The 17,371-nt window shown below is 63.2% G+C and carries 15 protein-coding genes; 11 read left to right on the top strand and 4 right to left on the bottom strand.

Annotated features, from left to right (window positions below; genetic code table 11):
• Positions 1-7: 7 nt before the first annotated feature.
• Both JQ574_RS24960 and JQ574_RS24955 read left to right on the top strand, forming a co-directional pair.
• Positions 8-1,357, top strand: coding sequence for a polyhydroxyalkanoate depolymerase (locus JQ574_RS24960; protein WP_212207121.1), 1,350 nt, complete (start codon positions 8-10; stop codon positions 1,355-1,357).
• A 198-nt stretch (positions 1,358-1,555) separates the two neighbouring features.
• Positions 1,556-2,407, top strand: a complete 852-nt coding sequence (locus tag JQ574_RS24955; protein ID WP_212274296.1) for a M48 family metallopeptidase — start codon at positions 1,556-1,558, stop codon at positions 2,405-2,407.
• Positions 2,408-2,637: 230 nt separating this feature from the next.
• On the opposite strand, the gene JQ574_RS24950 is transcribed toward JQ574_RS24955, so the two are convergent.
• Positions 2,638-4,896, bottom strand: a complete 2,259-nt coding sequence (locus tag JQ574_RS24950) for a penicillin-binding protein 1A (protein ID WP_212207178.1) — start codon at positions 4,894-4,896, stop codon at positions 2,638-2,640.
• Positions 4,897-5,129: 233 nt separating this feature from the next.
• On the opposite strand from JQ574_RS24950, the gene JQ574_RS24945 reads away from it, so the two are divergent.
• Positions 5,130-5,552, top strand: coding sequence for a DUF1330 domain-containing protein (locus tag JQ574_RS24945; RefSeq protein ID WP_212207123.1), 423 nt, complete (start codon positions 5,130-5,132; stop codon positions 5,550-5,552).
• A gap of 206 nt (positions 5,553-5,758) precedes the next feature.
• Here JQ574_RS24945 and JQ574_RS24940 read toward each other — a convergent pair whose 3' ends face one another.
• Together JQ574_RS24940 and JQ574_RS24935 are read right to left on the bottom strand one after the other, a co-directional pair.
• Positions 5,759-6,985 (bottom strand): ABC transporter substrate-binding protein, encoded by a 1,227-nt coding sequence (locus JQ574_RS24940; RefSeq protein WP_212207124.1) that lies wholly within the window; start codon positions 6,983-6,985, stop codon positions 5,759-5,761.
• 289 nt (positions 6,986-7,274) lie between these two features.
• Complete coding sequence (locus tag JQ574_RS24935) at positions 7,275-7,637, bottom strand: DUF1304 domain-containing protein (protein ID WP_212207179.1); 363 nt, start codon at positions 7,635-7,637, stop codon at positions 7,275-7,277.
• A 175-nt stretch (positions 7,638-7,812) separates the two neighbouring features.
• Here JQ574_RS24935 and JQ574_RS24930 point away from each other — a divergent pair, with 175 nt between their 5' ends.
• The 4 genes from JQ574_RS24930 (at position 7,813) to JQ574_RS24910 (ending at position 10,938) form a co-directional block, all read left to right on the top strand.
• Positions 7,813-8,286 carry a PaaI family thioesterase gene (locus tag JQ574_RS24930; RefSeq protein WP_212383973.1) on the top strand — a complete coding sequence of 158 codons (474 nt, stop codon included), beginning with the start codon at positions 7,813-7,815 and terminating at the stop codon, positions 8,284-8,286.
• Positions 8,287-8,344: 58 nt separating this feature from the next.
• Complete coding sequence (locus JQ574_RS35740; RefSeq protein ID WP_312017834.1) at positions 8,345-9,844, top strand: AlkA N-terminal domain-containing protein; 1,500 nt, start codon at positions 8,345-8,347, stop codon at positions 9,842-9,844.
• Complete coding sequence (locus JQ574_RS24915) at positions 9,825-10,352, top strand: methylated-DNA--[protein]-cysteine S-methyltransferase (protein WP_212207126.1); 528 nt, start codon at positions 9,825-9,827, stop codon at positions 10,350-10,352. Before JQ574_RS35740 ends, JQ574_RS24915 begins: the two co-directional genes overlap by 20 nt.
• A gap of 181 nt (positions 10,353-10,533) precedes the next feature.
• Positions 10,534-10,938 carry a nuclear transport factor 2 family protein gene (locus JQ574_RS24910; RefSeq protein WP_211995512.1) on the top strand — a complete coding sequence of 135 codons (405 nt, stop codon included), beginning with the start codon at positions 10,534-10,536 and terminating at the stop codon, positions 10,936-10,938.
• A gap of 15 nt (positions 10,939-10,953) precedes the next feature.
• On the opposite strand, the gene JQ574_RS24905 is transcribed toward JQ574_RS24910, so the two are convergent.
• Positions 10,954-13,749, bottom strand: a complete 2,796-nt coding sequence (locus tag JQ574_RS24905; RefSeq protein WP_212207127.1) for a [protein-PII] uridylyltransferase — start codon at positions 13,747-13,749, stop codon at positions 10,954-10,956.
• 197 nt (positions 13,750-13,946) lie between these two features.
• Here JQ574_RS24905 and JQ574_RS24900 point away from each other — a divergent pair, with 197 nt between their 5' ends.
• From JQ574_RS24900 to JQ574_RS24885, 4 genes are all read left to right on the top strand, one after another.
• Entirely contained in the window at positions 13,947-14,921 is a 975-nt protein-coding gene (locus JQ574_RS24900) for an aliphatic sulfonate ABC transporter substrate-binding protein (RefSeq protein WP_212207128.1), read from the top strand.
• A gap of 187 nt (positions 14,922-15,108) precedes the next feature.
• Entirely contained in the window at positions 15,109-15,966 is an 858-nt protein-coding gene (locus JQ574_RS24895) for an ABC transporter permease (protein WP_212207129.1), read from the top strand.
• The gene (locus tag JQ574_RS24890) at positions 15,966-16,751 is read left to right on the top strand and encodes an ABC transporter ATP-binding protein (RefSeq protein WP_212207130.1); all 786 of its coding nucleotides are present in this window, start codon (positions 15,966-15,968) and stop codon (positions 16,749-16,751) included. The genes JQ574_RS24895 and JQ574_RS24890 overlap by 1 nt, the downstream gene beginning before the upstream one ends.
• Positions 16,752-16,817: 66 nt before the next feature.
• The gene (locus JQ574_RS24885; protein WP_192736401.1) at positions 16,818-17,327 is read left to right on the top strand and encodes an OsmC family protein; all 510 of its coding nucleotides are present in this window, start codon (positions 16,818-16,820) and stop codon (positions 17,325-17,327) included.
• Positions 17,328-17,371: the final 44 nt, after the last annotated feature.

Genomic DNA, 17,371 nt, shown 5'->3' with positions numbered 1-17,371 from the left:
GAATTCAATGCCGATTGGTGAGTTTGGCGGAGCACCGCCACTGGTGGCCGAAGGCAGTCCGGCACTTACGACGCCGATGTACTGGATGTACGAAATGGGCCACGCGTCGCTCAATCCGGCACGCGCCGTGACTGATGCCACGAAGATCCTGTTTCAGAACCCGCTCAATCCGTGGTCGCACACCGAATTCGGCAAATCGATCGCCGCGGCCTGCGAATTGTTCGAGCGCACCACGCGCCGTTACGGCAAGCCCGATTGGGGCCTCGACACGACCGAAGTGAACGGCGTCCGCACGCCGGTCGAGGTTCGTTCGATCTGGGAAAAGCCGTTTTGCCGCTTGCTGTATTTCGATCGCAAGCTGACGCGGCCGCTGCGCAGCCCGCAGCCGCGGGTGCTGATCGTGGCGCCGATGTCCGGTCACTACGCCACCCTGCTGCGCGGCACCGTCGAAGCCTTCCTGCCGACGCATGAAGTCTACATCACCGACTGGTCCGACGCGCGGATGGTGCCGCTGGCGGAAGGCCGTTTCGATCTCGATGACTATGTCGACTACGTGATCGAGATGCTGCACGTGCTCGGCGGCAACATGCATGTCATCGCGGTGTGCCAGCCCTCGGTGCCGGTGGTCGCAGCGGTTTCCGTGATGGAAGCCGCCAACGATCCCTTCGTGCCGCTGTCGATGACGCTGATGGGCGGCCCGATCGACACCCGTCGCAATCCGACCTCCGTGAACAATCTCGCCGCCGAGCGCGGTATCGAATGGTTCCGCAATCACGTCATCACCAAGGTGCCGTTCCCGCACCCCGGCGTGATGCGCGACGTCTATCCAGGCTTCCTGCAACTTTCGGGCTTCATCACGATGAATCTCGATCGCCACACCGACGCCCACAAGGCTCTGTTCAGCAATCTGGTGAAGGGCGACGGCGATCTGGTCGACAAGCACCGCGAATTCTATGACGAATATCTCGCGGTGATGGATTTGACCGCAGAATATTACCTGCAGACCGTCGACGTCGTGTTCGTCAAGCATGCGCTGCCCAAGGGCGAGATGATCCATCGCGGCAAGCTGGTTGATCCGTCGAAAATTCGCCGCGTCGCGTTGATGACGGTCGAAGGCGAGAACGACGACATCTCCGGTCTTGGACAAACCGAAGCGACGCACTCGCTGTGCACATCGATTCCCGATCATCGCCGCGTGCATTACGTGCAAAAGGGCGTTGGGCACTACGGTGTGTTCAATGGTTCGCGGTTCCGCTCCGAAATCGTGCCGCGCATTTCCGATTTCATGCTGTCTTCGGCCAATACCAAGCCGAAATTGGTCGCTGCATCAGACAAATTGGTTGGGGCTGCCGAGTAACGGCAATCCTGGCGTCGATTCGGCGGCGCATGTAAGCCGCTGAATTGATTTAAAGAATCCGGATTCGCAGGTCCCTGAAGGGATGAGTTCAGACTCATCTCTTGGACCTGATTATGAACGATGATTCTACCTAAAATTTTTGGTTCCAGCCCCTGCCGGTAGGGGCGGAATAGAGTCCAGCCCCTGTATATTGGGCAAATGATTTGTTTTTGCGCCGAACGGTTTCAGTGGCGGCTTGAGTGGCAGCGGTTATGGCAGAATCCGGGCGAACTCTTGCCCCCCGGACTGTCAGACATGGCTACTCGCGCCCTCCTCTATCGGCGGCCCGCCGAACCCGCGACTCTTTTGGTCAAACACGGCTCGCAATTCTTTGCGATTCGGCTGCGCCGGCACCGCCGCGCGCGCCGCTACACGTTACGCATTCATCCGACCGATCGCGAGGCGATCCTGACCATGCCGCCGCGCGGCACGCTGGTGGAAGCAAAGGACTTTGCGCAGCTTCATGGCGGCTGGATCGCCGCACGTCTCGGCCGCCTGCCGAAGGCCGCACCGTTTCAAGCTGGCACAGTGGTACCGCTCCGCGGTGTTCCGCATCGCATCGTGCATCGCGCCGGCGAGCGCGGCACGGTGTGGACCGAAACCCGCGACAGCGGCGAGAAGGTTCTGTGTGTCGCCGGCGGCGCCGAGCACATGGACCGCCGCGTCCATGATTACCTCAAGCGTGAAGCGCGCAAGGATCTGCACAAGGCATCATTGGCCTATGCGGAAGAACTCGGCGTCAGGGTCAAGCGGGTGTCGATCCGCGATCAATCGAGCCGCTGGGGCTCCTGCACGTCGGCCGGATCATTGTCGTTTTCCTGGCGGCTGATCCTCGCGCCGCCCTTTGTGCTGGACTATCTCGCTGCGCATGAAGTCGCCCATCTGGTTGAGATGAACCATTCGCCGCGGTTCTGGCGGGTCGTCGCGAAGGTCTGCGGCCATGTCGAGCGCGCCAAGTCCTGGCTCGACACCCACGGCAACGATCTGCATCGTTACGGGGTCGAGGATTAGGGTAGTCGCGGGCAATCGTACCCCGGATGAAGCGCAGCGAAATCCGGGACGGTCGTGCAACCGATGGGCTCATCCCGGATGGCGTGGAGCCGTCATCGGGCGCGCTTCGCGCGACCCGTTGGCCCTATCCGGGCTACAAAGCTACGCGATTCAGGACTGAGCAAAAACAAGCACGTGCTTACCGTGCATGGGGTTGTTTCCGCAGTTTTTGTTCTTGAGCCGCCGCGCGTCTAGCGATTCCCGCCGAACACGCGGTCCATGAGCCATCCATCCAGTCCAGCGGCCGCCTCAGGGCGTGCCGATGGATTCGGCGGCGGCGCCGACGTGCGCGTCGGTGGCTGGCGATAGCCGCCGCCCGAGGGGTTCGGTGCAAGCGGCACCGGCGCTTGCGCCGATGGCTGATACGATGGCTGCGGCGGCGCGCTGACCTGCGAGGCGGGGAACAGATTTGACAGCAGGCCGCCGCCGCCGGCCTGTGATTTCGGCAGGTTCGCAACCGGCACGCCCTGATGGGCCGATCGCATGAAGCGGGTCCAGACCTCGACCGGCAAGCCGCCGCCGGTGGCCTTCTTGGTCGGCGAATTGTCGTCATTGCCGAGCCAGACGCCGGTGACGAGGTTTGCGGTATAGCCGATGAACCAGGCGTCGCGGAAATCCTGACTGGTGCCGGTCTTGCCGGCGGCCATCCATCCCGGAAGCTCCGCCTTGCGCGCGGTGCCCGACAGCAGCGTCTCCTGCATCATGGTGTTCATCATCGCGACGTGCCGCGGCTCGATCACCTGGCTCAGCTGATCCGGCTGCCGCTTGTACAGCACCTTGCCTTCATTGGTGCGGATCTTGGTCACGACATGCGGGGAAACGCCGAGCCCGCCATTGGAAAATGGCGCAAAGGCGCCGACCAGCTCGAGCACGGAGACTTCCGAGGTGCCGAGCGCGATCGAGGCGTTGGCGTCCAGCTTTGAGGAAATGCCGAGCCGATGCGCGGTCCGCACCACGCTCTTAGGCCCGACTTCGATGCCGAGGCGCACCGCCACCGTGTTGAGCGACATCGAAAGCGCCTGGGTCAGCGTCACCGACCCGAAATATTCATGGGTGTAGTTCTCAGGCCGCCAGCCTTTGATATCGATCGGCGAATCCTGCCGGATCGTTTCAGGCGTCAATCCCGCTTCGATCGCGGTGAGATAGACGAACGGCTTGAAGGCCGAGCCGGGCTGGCGCTTGGCGGTAACCGCGCGGTTATATTGGCTCTCGGCATAGTTCCTCCCCCCGACCATGGCGCGCACCGCGCCGTCAGGCGTCATCGCCACCAGCGCGCCCTGGGTGACGTTGAACTTCACGCTCTTCGCGGCGAGTTCGTCGATGATGGAGGCTTCCGCCACGCTCTGCAGTTTGGGGTCGATCGTGGTCTCGACCACGATGCTCTGTTCGATCTGGCCGATCAGATCGTCAAGCACTTCGCCGATCCAGTCGGCGACGTAATTGACGGTGCCGGCGCCGACCGGTTTCACATTGTAGGAGGGATGGCCGATCGAGGCCTGCGCCTGCGCATCGGTGATGAACTTGGCATCGGCCATCGCCGCGAGCACGATCTGGGCGCGCTGCTCCGCGCCTTCCGGATTGCGGTTCGGCGCCAGCCGCGACGGCGACTTGACGAGGCCCGCCAGCATCGCGGCTTCCGCGATCGTGACGTTCTTGGCGGACTTGCCGAAATAGCGCTGCGCCGCGGCCTCGACGCCATAGGCGCCGGAGCCGAAGTAGACGCGGTTGAGATAGAGTTCGAGGATTTCCGATTTGGAATGCTTGCGTTCCAGCCAGATCGCGAGTTCCACTTCCTGCAGCTTGCGCGTGATGGTGCGTTCCTGCGTCAGGAACAGGTTCTTCGCGAGCTGCTGGGTCAGTGTCGAGCCGCCTTGCGAGACGCCGCGATGCATGACGTTGGCGACCGCCGCCCGCGCGATGCCGATCGGATCGACGCCGTAATGCGAATAGAAGCGACGGTCCTCGATCGCGATGAAGGCTTTCGGCAGGTAGGGCGGCAAGTCCTTCAGCGAGACATTGGCGCCGGCCATTTCGCCGCGCGAGGCCAGCACGCTGCCGTCGACGCCGACGATCTGAATGGTCGGCGGACGTTTCGGAATCGCCAGCGACTGGATCGCCGGCAGATGCGCGCCGACCCAGATCACGACGCCGACGACCGCAATCGCGGCCCACAGACCGAGCACCGCGCCCCAATAGAACAGGCGTCCGATCCGGAATCCGCCACGCGATTTCGACTGGCGCTTGGCGCCGCTACGGCCTGCGCGTGGCTTGCGCTCGCGCGGCGGCTCGTCGTCTTCGTTTTCGGGTTTGCGCTTGGCTGATGATTTCTTCGGCTTGTCGTCGCTCACAGCGACGCGGTCCTGCGGCGACAGCCGCAATTCGCTCAGCGCGGCGGCGAGCCCGAATTGCGGTTCCTTGCGGCCGCCGGTCTTTTTCCGTCCCCACGCCATACGCAAACGCTGCTCACATCCCGCCCGCCGCAAGCTAACGTCCGCAGTTTAAGGGTCGGTTACGGAGAGGTTAACGCGGGATTAGGAGGTGCGGCGGCGCGTGGTAACGTAGCGTTTTCAAGCGAAGTGGATCCCGGTTCGCATAGCAATCAAGTTTACGCAGATTGCGTATACTTATCTGCGGTAGAAAACGCGTCAAAAAAAGAGAGCAGAATCAGCAGGGAGACCCCGCCATGGGCCACATCGATCCGACCAAGGAAGTGTTCGCGCAATTTCGGGCCAACGACCGGCCGGGGCCGATCCACATGCTCAATCTGGTTCGTCTGCGGGAACAAGCTGCCTATCCCGACGGGCGCAAGGCGTCAGGCGCGGAAGCCTATGCGGCGTATGGACGGGAAAGCGGGCCAGTGTTCGAACGGCTCGGCGGGCGGATCGTCTGGCAGGGGCGGTTCGAACTGATGCTGATCGGGCCGGCGGAAGAGCGCTGGGATCATTGCTTCATCGCCGAATATCCAAGTGTCGCCGCCTTCGCCGAGATGATCCGCGACCCCGTTTATCGGGAAGCGGTGAAACATCGCCAGGCCGCGGTCGAGGATTCGCGGCTGATCCGGCACGCCGTGTTGCCGGTTGGCAAGACGTTTGGGGAGATCCCGTAGCTGGGGCGCCGTTTGCACCACTTGTCATGCGCGGGCAGAAGCGCGAAGCGCGTCTTCGCGCTAGACGACCCGCGCATCCATCAAGCGAAGCTTCAAATGAAGAACGATGGATTGCCGGGTCGAGCCCGGCAATGACGACTGCCCTTAAAAAAACAAATCGGCGGCCCCGAGGGACCGCCGATCGTTCGTATCGATGGACGTTGAGGCTAGCCCGCCGGGCCGGCGTCCTCGAGGATCGGGCCGAACAGTTCCCAACGCTCGCCATTGAACTTCATCATCTGCAGCTGCTTGTTGACGCGGTAATCGTTGGGGCCGGTGTTGATCTTCATGCCCGGCAGGGCGAGGTCGAGCACGACGTCCTTCAACGAGGCCGCCTGCTTCATCACGTTTTCACGCGTCAGGTTGTCGCCGCACTGTTTGAGCACCTGCACGAGCAGCTGTGCGGTCGAATAGCCATAGGTATTGACCGTGTTCATCTTGTCGCCTTCCGGGAAGTACTTCGCCATGAAGTCGAGATACTTCTGCAGGCCCGGATCGCCCTTCCAGGTCGGATCGGCCGGATCCTTGCCGTACTGAACGCTGATCACGCCCTTCGACGCTTCGAGGCCCGCCGGCTGCAGCGTGGCGCTGACCGGACTGGCGTTGATGTCGAGGATGTGCACCGGCTTCCAGGCGAGTTCGTGGATCTTCCGGATCGCCTGCGCCGCCTGCTTCGGCGTCGTGGCACTGTAGAACAGGGTCGCGCCGGCGTCCTTGATCTTCAGCACTTGCGAATCGATGGTCGGGTCGGAGACTTCATAGGAAGCCTCGGCCACAATCATCTTTGCCGCTTTGTCGCCAAGACCGGCCTTCAGGCCGTTGACATAGTCCTTACCCAGATCGTCGTTCTGGTAGAGGATGCCGATCTTGGCATCCGGATGTTCCTTCAGAATGTACGTGCCGTAGATGCGACCCTCGACGAAGTAGTTCGGGTTGTAGCCCATGGTCCAGGGGAAGTTCTTGGGATCGGTGAACTTCGACGCGCCGGTGGCGGCGAACAGTTGCGGCACCTTCTTGCCGTTGAGATACTTTTGCACGGCGGCGTTCGCCGCGGTTCCGATGACCTGGAAAGTGAGGAGGACTTCATCGCTCTCGACGAGCTTGCGGATCTGCTCGACCGTCTTCGGCGGGCTGTAGGCGTCGTCATACTGGATCAGGTTGACCTTGCGGCCGTTGATGCCGCCCTGGTCGTTGATCATCTTCATGTAGGCGGCCTGCGTCTTGCCGATATTGGCATAGACGGAATAGGCGCCCGAGAACGGCACGGTCTGGCCGATCTTGATTTCGGTGTCGGTCGCGCCGGTGTCGTATTTCTTCTGCGCGTAGGCCGACGAAGCCGACAGGGCGATCGCGAGCGCCGTGCCGGTGACCAAATGGAAAATACCATTCTTCATATTGTTGGTTTCCTCATGTGTTGATTGAGCCGATGATCTTGTCTTGGGACTTAATATGACCCGGTGGACGCCATCGCTGGTTGCAATAGTGGCGGAACGGATGCTGCAATGCAAGGCGAGCTTGCGAAAAGGCTGACTATCGCAAGTCCCGGTCAATCGAGATTAAACCGAAGGCAGCCACGCGGACTGCACAAAACGAATCCACTAATCTTGCTCGCGTTCGGGAATGAGACGATGCGGGCAATTGGAACCCGCACGGGATACCGAAGACACCGCCGGCAAATGCACTTTACGCCAACCAGAGCAGGATCAATGCGAGCGCCGCGGGCGCCGCCTGTACATACAAGATCCGGCGGCTGACGGTCGCGGCGCCGTAAGCGCCTGCCACGATCACACAGAGCAGGAAGAATGCCTTGATCTGGAACGCGAAGCCCGGGTTTGGATGGATCAGGCCCCAGACGAGGCCGGCGGCGAGGAAGCCGTTATAAAGGCCCTGATTGGCGGCCAGTACCGCCGTCTCTTTCGCCTTCTCCGGAGTATTGCGGAAAGTCTTCAGGCCGAGCGGCTTTTCCCAAAGAAACATCTCCAACGCCAGAAAATACACATGCAGCGCGGCGACCACCGCGACCAGACAATTGGCGGTAAGCATCATGTGGCGGTCCCCAAAAACCGACAGCGGAATTCGGGTGGACGCTAGCACGCTCAGCGTGAAAAGTGCGGCGCCGTGCCGATATTTCGCAGAAAATGATGAGGTCCGAAAACCGCGAGACAGGTGGGGCGCGATATCAGATGCTTCGATCGAGCGACAGCGCGGAGAATCAATGGGAATGCGTACCGACAGAACATACGGCACCGTCAGTGTCGTCAGGCGCAAGGAAATGAGTGGCCTGGAATTTGGCCAGGGGCTCGCCGATGGCACGCTGCCCCTCAACACGATCGCGCGCACACTGGGCTACGATGTCACCGAAGCCGCGAGCGGGCGCGTGGTCATCACCGCCGAACCGAGTGACGACCACCTCAACCCGGCCGGCACCGCGCATGGCGGCTTCTCGGCCACGCTGCTCGACAGCTGCATGGGGCTGGCCATTCAGTCGACCCTGGAGAAAGGTCTGGGCTCGACGACGCTGGAGTTCAAGATTTCGATGGTGCGACCGATTACGTCCGGGACCGGCACGATCAGGGCCGAGGGCATCGTGCTCAGCAGCGGCCGGCGGGTCGGCACCGCGGAAGGACGCATCACGGATAGCAAGGGACGTTTGCTCGCGCACGGCACCACGACTTGCCTGATTTTCGAGAACTGAGCGGGTATCCGCGCGCAAAGCGCGGGACATGCCCTGCACGATATTGGATGATTTCCTGATGGATATGGACCGTACCGCTTGCTACCGCGCGATTTCGACCCGGGATATCAGGTTCGACGGGCGGCTCTTTGTCGGCGTCAAAACCACCGGCATCTATTGCCGGCCGATCTGTCCGGCGCGCACCCCGAAATTCGAGAACGTGTCGTTCTATGCTTCGGCGGCCGCAGCCCAGGAGGCCGGCTTCCGTCCCTGCCTGCGCTGCCGGCCGGAAGTGTCGCCTGACCTCGCGTTCTGGCGCGGCAGCTCCAACACGGTTTCGCGCGCGCTGGCATTGATCGAATCCGGCGGGCTCGATGACGATGATGTCGAGAGCCTGGCCAGCCGGCTCGGCGTCGGCGGGCGGCAATTGCGGCGGCTGTTCCGTCAGCATGTCGGGGCTTCGCCGATCGCGGTGGCCCAAACCCGACGGGTGCTGCTTGCCAAGCAGTTGATCCACGAAACGTCGTTGCCGATGGCCGAGGTCGCCCTGGCGTCCGGCTTCAACAGCGTGCGCCGCTTCAACGAAACCTTTCTGGAGCTGTTCGGGCGTCCGCCGGCCGCATTGCGGCGTTCCCGCGACAAGACCAGGCGTGAAGCCGGCGCGCTGTCGGTTCGTCTTCCGTATCGGCCGCCCTATGATTGGGACGCGATGATGTCGTTCCTCGCCGCCCGCGCCATTCCCGGCGTCGAGGTCGTCGCCGGCGATAGCTATCGCCGCACGATTGCGATCGGCGGCAAGTGCGGCGTGATCAGCGTCGTGCCTGCGCCGAAGAACCGGATCGACGTCCGCGTTCGCTTTCCCGACATGGCGGTCTTGCCGCAGATCATCGCGCGGGTGCGCCGGGTGTTCGATCTCGCCGCCGATCCCGATACGATCGGAGCGCATCTCGCGCTCGATCCCGTGCTGGCGCCGCTGGTCGCGGCCCGGCCAGGCTTGCGCGTCCCCGGGGCGTGGGACGGCTTTGAGCTCGCGGTGCGGGCGATCTTCGGCCATCAGATCACGGTTCCTGCCGCGACCAAACTGCTCGGCAAACTGGTGCAGGCCTTTGGCGAGCCGCTGCCGCCTGCGATGACGGAGAGCGAAGGTCTCAGCCATCTGTTTCCCTTTGCGGCGCGGATTGCGAGTTCCGATCTGACAACGCTCGGGATATCAGGTGCGCGGGCGATGGCGGTGACCTCGCTGGCGCAGGCGATCTCGGCCGATCCCGCGATCTTCAGCCGCGGCGCCAGCCTTGAGGATGCGATCGTGAAACTGAGGGCGCTGCCGGGAATCGGCGAATGGACCGCGCAATACATCGCCATGCGCGAACTGCGCGAACCCGATGCGTTCCCCGCCGCCGACATCGGTTTACTCCGCGCGATGACCGACAGTGAAGGGCGCCGCCCGTCGCCTGCGGAATTGCTTGTTCGCAGCGAGCGCTGGCGGCCGTGGCGCGCTTATGCGGCGTTGCATCTGTGGGCCGCGGGCGTACCGCATCCCGCCTTGTCCGGAAAAATCGATGAGCGCGAAGCCGCCTGAAACCTTCCATCTCGACCGGCTGCAAACGCCGATCGGAACCGCGTTGCTGGTAACCGATGCCGGCGGTCTGCTGCGTGCGCTGGATTGGGAAGAGCACGGGCCGCGCATGAAGGAGTTGCTGCGGCTGCAATATGGTCCGGTCGATCTGAAAGAGGCGCAGTCACCGAAAGAGTTGAAGACGGCGCTGACGGCGTATTTCAAAGGCGATCTCGATCGCCTCAACGCAATCAAGTGGCGCGTCGCGGGTACGCCGTTCCAGCAAAAGGTCTGGACCGCATTGCCGAAAATACCGGCGGGTACAACGATGAGCTACGGCGCACTGGCAGCGATGCTGAACGCGCCAAAGGCCATGCGTGCGGTCGGTCATGCCAACGGCTCCAATCCGATCAGCGTCGTCGTGCCCTGTCATCGCCTGATCGGCGCCAACGGTGCGCTGGTCAAGTATGGCGGTGGGCTTGAGCGGAAGCGGTGGTTGCTGGAGCATGAGGGGGTAATGCTGAAAAAGTGAGAACGTAGGGTGGGCAAAGGCGCTCTTGCGCCGTTCCCACCATCTTGCGTTGTCGTCGTGAATGGTGGGCACGCTTCGCTTTGCCCACCCGATCAGCCCTCACATGTCACGTCCGTAAACCGCCAGACAGATTCATGCACGGCCCCTAGCGTCTCCCACATTCCAACCACGGAGACGACCAATGACGGACGCAGAAATTCAGGAATTTGTGACGCGATTTGCCGCCGCCTGGGCGGCGCGGGACGGAAAAGCCTTTCTCGATCTCTGGCACCCCGAAGGCTCACTGCATACGCCGCTGGTGGGCCGGCGCGTGGCGGGCAACGAACTCGACCGGCTGATGGAAGTGCAGACGGCGGCGGCGCCGGATTTCGTCTGGCAATTGCTGGACTGGACCTCGCGCGGCGACGTAGTGATCATCGAATGGCAGACCACGCGGAACGTCAACGGCGTAAGGTTCGAATGGCGCGGCGTCGACAAGTTCCGGATCAAGAATGGCAAGATCATCGAGGAGCGGGTCTATACCGACACCGCGCCGCTGCGCGCGTTCCGCAAGGGCGAGAAGCTGGAGCCGATCACGCAGTTCTGAGAGAAGAGCGACGGATTACGCCGCCGGCTGGGCGGCGTTGTCCTCGCTTGCGAGCAGGTGCAGCAGCGCGCTCTTGATCGCAGCCTGCCGCGTCGGCGCGGTGATCTGCGCACCGAGCAGATCGGTGACGTAGAACACGTCGCGGGCGCGCTCGCCGAAGGTCGCGACATGGGCGGAGGCGATGTTGAGGTTGAGCTTCGAGATCGCCGTCGTCAGCTGGTACAGCAGGCCCGGGCGGTCGAGGCCGGACACCTCGATCACGGTGTAGCGGTCCGACCACTGGTTGTTGATGGTCACCTCAGGCTCGACCACGAAGGGCCGCACCTTGCCGCGCGCGGCCGCCTTGCGCGCCACCACTTCGGGCAGGCGCAATTTACCCTCGAGCACCTGCTCGATCATCTCGCCGATTCGCGTGGCGCGGCGTCCCTCGTCTTCGTCGCGGTCGTATTCCCTCGATATCGCGATGGTGTCGAGCGCGCGGCCGTCGGTGGTGGTGTAGATCTGCGCGTCGACGATGTTGGCGCCCGCCGACGCGCAGGCGCCGGCGATGATCGACAGCAGCCAGGGATGGTCGGTTGCCAGGATCGTCAGCTCGGTGACGCCGCGCGCTTCGTCGAAGCCGACATTGATCGCAAGCTTGTGGCCGGCCTGTTCGCTGGCTCGCAGGAAACGCGCGTGGCGAATCTTGCGCGGCAGTTCGACCTTGAGCCAGTACGCCGGATAATGCCGCGCGATATAGGCGTTGAGCTCCTGCTCCGGCCATTCGGTGAAGGCGGCGCGGAATTCGGATTGCGCCACCGCGATACGCTGGGCGCGATTCACTTCCGAGAAGCCGCCGGTCAGCACCGGTTCGGTTTCGTAATACAGCGTGCGCAGCAATTGCGCCTTCCAGCCGTTCCAGACACCGGGACCGACGCCACGGATGTCGGCGGTGGTGAGAATCGTCAAGAGCTTCATCTGCTCGACCGATTGCACCACGGCGGCGAAATTCTCGATCGTCTTGCGGTCCGACAGGTCGCGCGACTGCGCCACCGTCGACATGGTCAGATGCTCTTCGATCAGCCACGCTACCGTCTCGGTATCGGCGGCGTTGAAGCCGAGCCGCGGGCACAGCCGCCGCGCCACCTTGGCGCCGGCGATCGAATGGTCCTCGGGCCGCCCCTTGGCGATGTCGTGCAGCAGCGTGGTGATGTAGATCACCGCGCGGTGCTCGGGGCGGATTTTGCGCATCAGGTCGCTGGCGACGGTGAACTCGTCGTTGCCGCCGCGCTCGATGTCCTGCAGGAAGCCGACGCAGCGGATCAGATGCTCGTCCACCGTGTAATGGTGGTACATGTTGAACTGCATCATCGAGACGATCTTGCCGAAGGCGCGGATGAAGTGACCGAGCACGCCGGTCTCGTTCATGCGCCGCAGCACGGTCTCGGCGTTGTCGGACGTCAGGATCTCCATGAACAGAAGATTGGCTTCCGGATTTTCCCTTAAGCCGGTGTTGATCAGCTTCAGCGAGCGCGTCACCGTGCGCATGGCGTCGGGATGGAAGGCGAGGTTGTTCTTCTGTGCGAGGCGGAAGATCCGGATCAGATTGACCGGATCGTGCTTGAAGACGTCGGGCGCGGCGAGATTGATGCGGTTGTTGTCGATGATGAAATCGTCAGAGTCGGGCACTCGGCGGCGCTTGATGCCGGGCCGGAACCGCGCCACGACGCGGCTCAGCACCGGCGCCGGCTTGGCCTGCTCGTCCTCCAGCTTGGCGCACAGGATCGCGGTGAGGTCGCCGACGTCTTTGGCGACCAGGAAGTAGTGCTTCATGAAGCGCTCGACATCCTGCATGCCGGGATGCGAGGTATAGCCGAGGCGGACCGCGATCTCGCGCTGCATGTCGAACGACAGGCGTTCTTCGGCGCGGCCGGAGACGAAGTGCAAATTGCAGCGCACCGACCACAGGAAGTCGGCGCAGCGGCGGAAGGTGCGGTATTCCTGCGCGTCGAACACGCCGCGCTCGACCAGTTCATCGGTCTCGCGCACGCGATAGACATATTTCGCGATCCAGAACAGCGTGTGGAGGTCGCGGAGGCCACCCTTGCCGTCCTTGACGTTGGGTTCGACCAGATAGCGCGACTGACCGCCGCGGCGATGGCGTTCTTCCCGCTCGGCGAGCTTGGCGGTGACGAACTCCGCGGCGGTGCCCTGCACCACGTTCTTGTCGAAGCGCGCGACCAGTTCGTCGTAGAGCGGCCGGTCGCCGGTCAGGAACCGGGTCTCGAGGATGGCGGTGCGGATCGTCATGTCGCCGCGCGCCTGCCGGACCGATTCATCGACCGAACGCGTGGCGTGGCCGACCTTCAGCCCCATGTCCCACAGGCAATAGAGAATGGCCTCGGCGACCTGCTCGCCCCAGGCGGTTTGCTTGTAGGGCAGGATGAACAGCAGATCGATGTCGGATTCCGGCGCCATCAGGCCGCGGCCGTAACCGCCGGTGGCGACGACAGACATGCGCTCTTCGCCCGATCGGACATGCGAGCGATAGAGGTGCCGCGTGGCGGCGGAATAGAGAATGCGGATGATTTCGTCCTGCACGAAGCACAGCCGCTCGGCGCAGCGGCGGCCGTGACGGTCCTTCAGCAACACGGCTTGCGCGGTTTTTCGCGCCGCGATCAACTCGGCCTTCAGCAGTTGCGCCATCGCCGAGCGGAACACGTCCTCGCGGCCGGCATTTTTTTCGGCTAGCGCATCGATCGCGGCGGTGATCCGCGCGGTATCAAAACGGTCATCCGCCACCGGGCGGTCCTCGGTCACAACGCTGTCCATGATCTATCCCGATATCGGACGGCGCAGACGCTGTCACGGATGATTGTGAGGCAACAGTAGTTCTATGCTGGATTCGCGTTGCTTTGGACAAACCTGTTCTCAGGGCGCAGCTTTCGCGGCAGCTATTTTCTGGTTGACCTCGCCGTTTAACTCATTGAAATAAAAGACAGTTTTTGGGGATATGAGGAGACCAGGGAATGTCCAGGATTTCACGACGCGCGTTTGCTGCTGTTATTGCAGCCTCGACCTTGCTTCCCGGTGCGGCCTTCGCCGCCGACCCGCTCAAGGAAATTCGCATCGACTGGGCGACCTACAACCCGGTGTCGATGATCCTCAAGCAGAAGGGCCTGCTGGAAAAGGAGTTCGCCAAGGACGGCATCAACGTCGTCTGGGTGCAGTCGGCCGGTTCCAACAAGGCGCTCGAATTTCTCAACGCCGGATCGATCGACTTCGGATCGAGTGCGGGCTCGGCCGCTTTGGTCGCCAAGATCAACGGTAATCCGATCAAGTCGATCTATGTCTATTCGCGCCCCGAATGGACCGCGCTGGTGACCGGCAAAGATTCCAAGATCGCCGGCATTGCCGATCTCAAGGGCAAACGCGTCGCGGTGACGCGCGGCACCGATCCGCACATCTTCCTGGTGCGCGCGCTGCTCGGCGCGGGCCTGTCCGAAAAGGACATCACGCCGGTGCTGCTGCAGCACGCCGACGGCAAGACCGCGCTGATCCGCGGCGACGTCGACGCCTGGGCGGGGCTCGATCCGATGATGGCGCAGGCCGAAGTCGAGGAGGGCGCCAAACTGTTCTTCCGCAAGCCCGACGCCAACACCTGGGGCATTCTCAATGTACGCGAGCAGTTCCTGAAGGACCATCCGGACGCGGTTCGCCGCGTGCTCGCGGTATATGAAGAGGCGCGCAAGTATTCGCTGGCCAATTACGACGACCTGAAGAAGACCTTTATCGGCATCACCAAGCTGCCGGATGCGGTCGTCGACAAGCAGCTCAAGGAGCGCACCGAACTGACCCACAGCCGCATCGGCGCCCCGCAGCGTGAGTCCATCCTCGCCGCCGGCCTCGCTTTGCAGCAGGCCGGTGTCGTCGCCGCCACGGTCGACGTCAAGGCGACGCTGGATGCCCTGATCGATGATCGGATCCCGCTGCCGACGAATTGATAATTGTCGTCCCGGCGAAGGCCGGGACCCATACGCCGCGGCGATAATTGTTGCACCCGGTTGGTCGCCGCCTTTGTCCCTTTCTTGAGCCGGTGGTTATGGGTCCCGGCCTTCGTCGGGACGACGCAAGGATGGTGACACGTCGCCATCCGCCACCTTGCAATCCCTCGAAAGACGCGTTCTTGCTATGGCCATGACCGTTGAACTGCCAGCGCTGGAACGGACCGATGCGACGACGCCCGAGACGAAGGCGTCGTCGGCGCGGCTGCGGCGCTATGCGGGGCCGGCGCTGGGGCTGCTGCTGCCGGTGGGACTCGCGCTGGCCTGGGAAATCGCGGTCTGGGCGGGCCTCTCGAACGGCCGGCTGGTGCCGCCGCCGACCAAAATCTTCGCCACCATGGTGGAACTCGCCAAAAGCGGCGAGCTGTCGCGCCATATCATCGCGACGCTGAGCCGCGTCGCCTCGGGTTTCATCCTCGGTGTCGTCGCCGGCACATTGTTCGGGGCGATCTCCGGCTATTGGGGGCTGGCGCGCCGGCTGCTCGATCCGACCGTGCAGGCGCTGCGCGCGATTCCATCGATCGCCTGGGTGCCGCTGTTCATCCTGTGGCTCGGCATCTTCGAGACCTCGAAAATCGCGCTGATCGCGGTCGGTGTGTTCTTCCCGGTCTATCTCGGCGTGATGGGCGCGATCCTCTCGGTCGATCGCAAGATCGTCGAGGTCGGCCGCACCTTCCGCCTCAGTGGCCCGGCGATGATCCGCCGCATCCTGTTGCCCGCGGTGCTGCCGGCCTATGTGGTGGCGCTGCGCGTCGGCCTTGGCCTCGGCTGGATGTTCGTCGTCGCCGCCGAATTCATGGGCGCCTCCGAAGGACTCGGCTATCTCCTGATCGACGGCCAGCAGCTCGGCAAGCCGGCGCAGATCGTCGCGGCGATCGTGATCTTCGCCATCTTGGGCAAGACCACCGACTGGCTGATCGAGATCGCCACCGCGCCGCTGCTACGCTGGCAGGACGCATTCGGCGGCAAAAGCGGAGCGGCCTGATGCTCGCTCTCGATCGCGTTGGCAAGACCTATCCGAACGGCGTCCACGCGCTGGAGCGGTTTTCCGCCAACATCAAGCTCGGCGAGATCGTCGCCATCATCGGCGGCTCCGGTTGCGGCAAGTCGACCTTGCTGCGCGCCATCGCCGGCCTCGACCGCGCCACCACAGGCACGGTGACCCTGGACGACATTGCAATTACTGCTCCGCACGCAAAAATCGGCATCATCTTCCAGGAGCCGCGGCTGCTGCCGTGGCTGAGCGTCGCCGACAATATCGGCTTCGGCCTTTCTGAGTTGTCCGCCGCCGCGCGACGCGAAAAGGTCGCGCGTGCATTGGATCGGGTTGGCCTTGCGGACAAGGCCAACGCCTGGCCGCGCGAATTGTCCGGCGGGCAGGCGCAGCGGGTCGCGATCGCGCGCGCGCTGGTGCCGCAGCCGGAAGTGCTGCTGCTGGACGAGCCGTTTTCGGCGCTCGATGCCTTCACGCGGCGCGACCTGCAGGACCATCTGCTCGACCTCTGGAACGACACGCGGCCAACGCTCATGCTGGTGACGCATGACGTCGATGAGGCCGTGGTGCTGGCGGATCGCGTGCTTGTGATGCGGCCGCGGCCGGGGCGGCTGTTCGAGGAGATCAAGGTCAATCTGGCGCGGCCGCGCGACCGCAATTCGCCGCACTTCGACAATTTCAAGCGCCGCGTGCTGACCGCGCTGGATCGCTCGCTCGACCGCAACGTGCCTGACGCCGATGCCAAATCGACCACCGGCGAGGCGATGTGGTGGTGACATTGGGTGGTGACTTGGGCTCCATAAGGCTTTAAATCCGGATGTACAAAAATCCGGGAGAAAAAAATGGACGCCGCCGAACTCCGTGCGATGCAGGCCCCGATCAAGGAGCGTTACAAGTCCGATCCCTCAGCCGCTGTCATTACGCTCAAAGCCAAGGGCTCGATCGACAATGAAGGCTTGACCTGCAAGGTCGAAACCGGCCGCGCGCTGGCCGTTGCAGGCCTGCATCCCGCCACCGGCGGTTCCGGGCTTGAACTGTGTTCGGGCGACATGCTGCTGGAAGCGCTGGTCGCCTGCGCCGGCGTGACGCTGAAGTCGGTGGCGACCGCGGTCGAAATTCCGCTGAAGAGCGGCCATGTCATCGCCGAGGGCGATCTCGATTTCCGCGGCACGCTCGGCGTCGACAAGGAAGCCCCGGTCGGTTTCGCCGAAATCCGCCTGCGCTTCGACGTCGAAACCGACGCCCCACAGGACAAGCTCGATCTGCTGCTAAAGCTCACCGAGCGCTATTGCGTGGTCTATCAGACCATCCGGAACGGCCCCAAGGTCGCGGTGTCGATGAAGCGGGTGTGAGTCTGCAGTATGGTGTCGTCCCGGCCTTGAGCCGGGACCCATAC

Source organism: Bradyrhizobium sp. AUGA SZCCT0158 (assembly GCF_018130065.1).
GTDB lineage: Bacteria > Pseudomonadota > Alphaproteobacteria > Rhizobiales > Xanthobacteraceae > Bradyrhizobium.
The sequence above is the reverse complement of the archived record's forward strand: the minus strand, read 5'-3'. Positions and strand labels throughout refer to the sequence as shown.

Excerpts from the sequence above, each read along its gene's own strand:
- JQ574_RS24960 (WP_212207121.1), top strand. The coding sequence starts at position 8 with ATGCCGATTGGTGAGTTTGGCGGAGCACCGCCACTGGTGGCCGAAGGC.
- JQ574_RS24955 (WP_212274296.1), top strand. The coding sequence starts at position 1,556 with ATGATTTGTTTTTGCGCCGAACGGTTTCAGTGGCGGCTTGAGTGGCAG.
- JQ574_RS24950 (WP_212207178.1), bottom strand. The coding sequence starts at position 4,896 with ATGGCGTGGGGACGGAAAAAGACCGGCGGCCGCAAGGAACCGCAATTC.
- JQ574_RS24945 (WP_212207123.1), top strand. The coding sequence starts at position 5,130 with ATGGGCCACATCGATCCGACCAAGGAAGTGTTCGCGCAATTTCGGGCC.
- JQ574_RS24940 (WP_212207124.1), bottom strand. The coding sequence starts at position 6,985 with ATGAAGAATGGTATTTTCCATTTGGTCACCGGCACGGCGCTCGCGATC.
- JQ574_RS24935 (WP_212207179.1), bottom strand. The coding sequence starts at position 7,637 with ATGATGCTTACCGCCAATTGTCTGGTCGCGGTGGTCGCCGCGCTGCAT.
- JQ574_RS24930 (WP_212383973.1), top strand. The coding sequence starts at position 7,813 with ATGCGTACCGACAGAACATACGGCACCGTCAGTGTCGTCAGGCGCAAG.
- JQ574_RS35740 (WP_312017834.1), top strand. The coding sequence starts at position 8,345 with ATGGATATGGACCGTACCGCTTGCTACCGCGCGATTTCGACCCGGGAT.
- JQ574_RS24915 (WP_212207126.1), top strand. The coding sequence starts at position 9,825 with ATGAGCGCGAAGCCGCCTGAAACCTTCCATCTCGACCGGCTGCAAACG.
- JQ574_RS24910 (WP_211995512.1), top strand. The coding sequence starts at position 10,534 with ATGACGGACGCAGAAATTCAGGAATTTGTGACGCGATTTGCCGCCGCC.
- JQ574_RS24905 (WP_212207127.1), bottom strand. The coding sequence starts at position 13,749 with ATGGACAGCGTTGTGACCGAGGACCGCCCGGTGGCGGATGACCGTTTT.
- JQ574_RS24900 (WP_212207128.1), top strand. The coding sequence starts at position 13,947 with ATGTCCAGGATTTCACGACGCGCGTTTGCTGCTGTTATTGCAGCCTCG.
- JQ574_RS24895 (WP_212207129.1), top strand. The coding sequence starts at position 15,109 with ATGGCCATGACCGTTGAACTGCCAGCGCTGGAACGGACCGATGCGACG.
- JQ574_RS24890 (WP_212207130.1), top strand. The coding sequence starts at position 15,966 with ATGCTCGCTCTCGATCGCGTTGGCAAGACCTATCCGAACGGCGTCCAC.
- JQ574_RS24885 (WP_192736401.1), top strand. The coding sequence starts at position 16,818 with ATGGACGCCGCCGAACTCCGTGCGATGCAGGCCCCGATCAAGGAGCGT.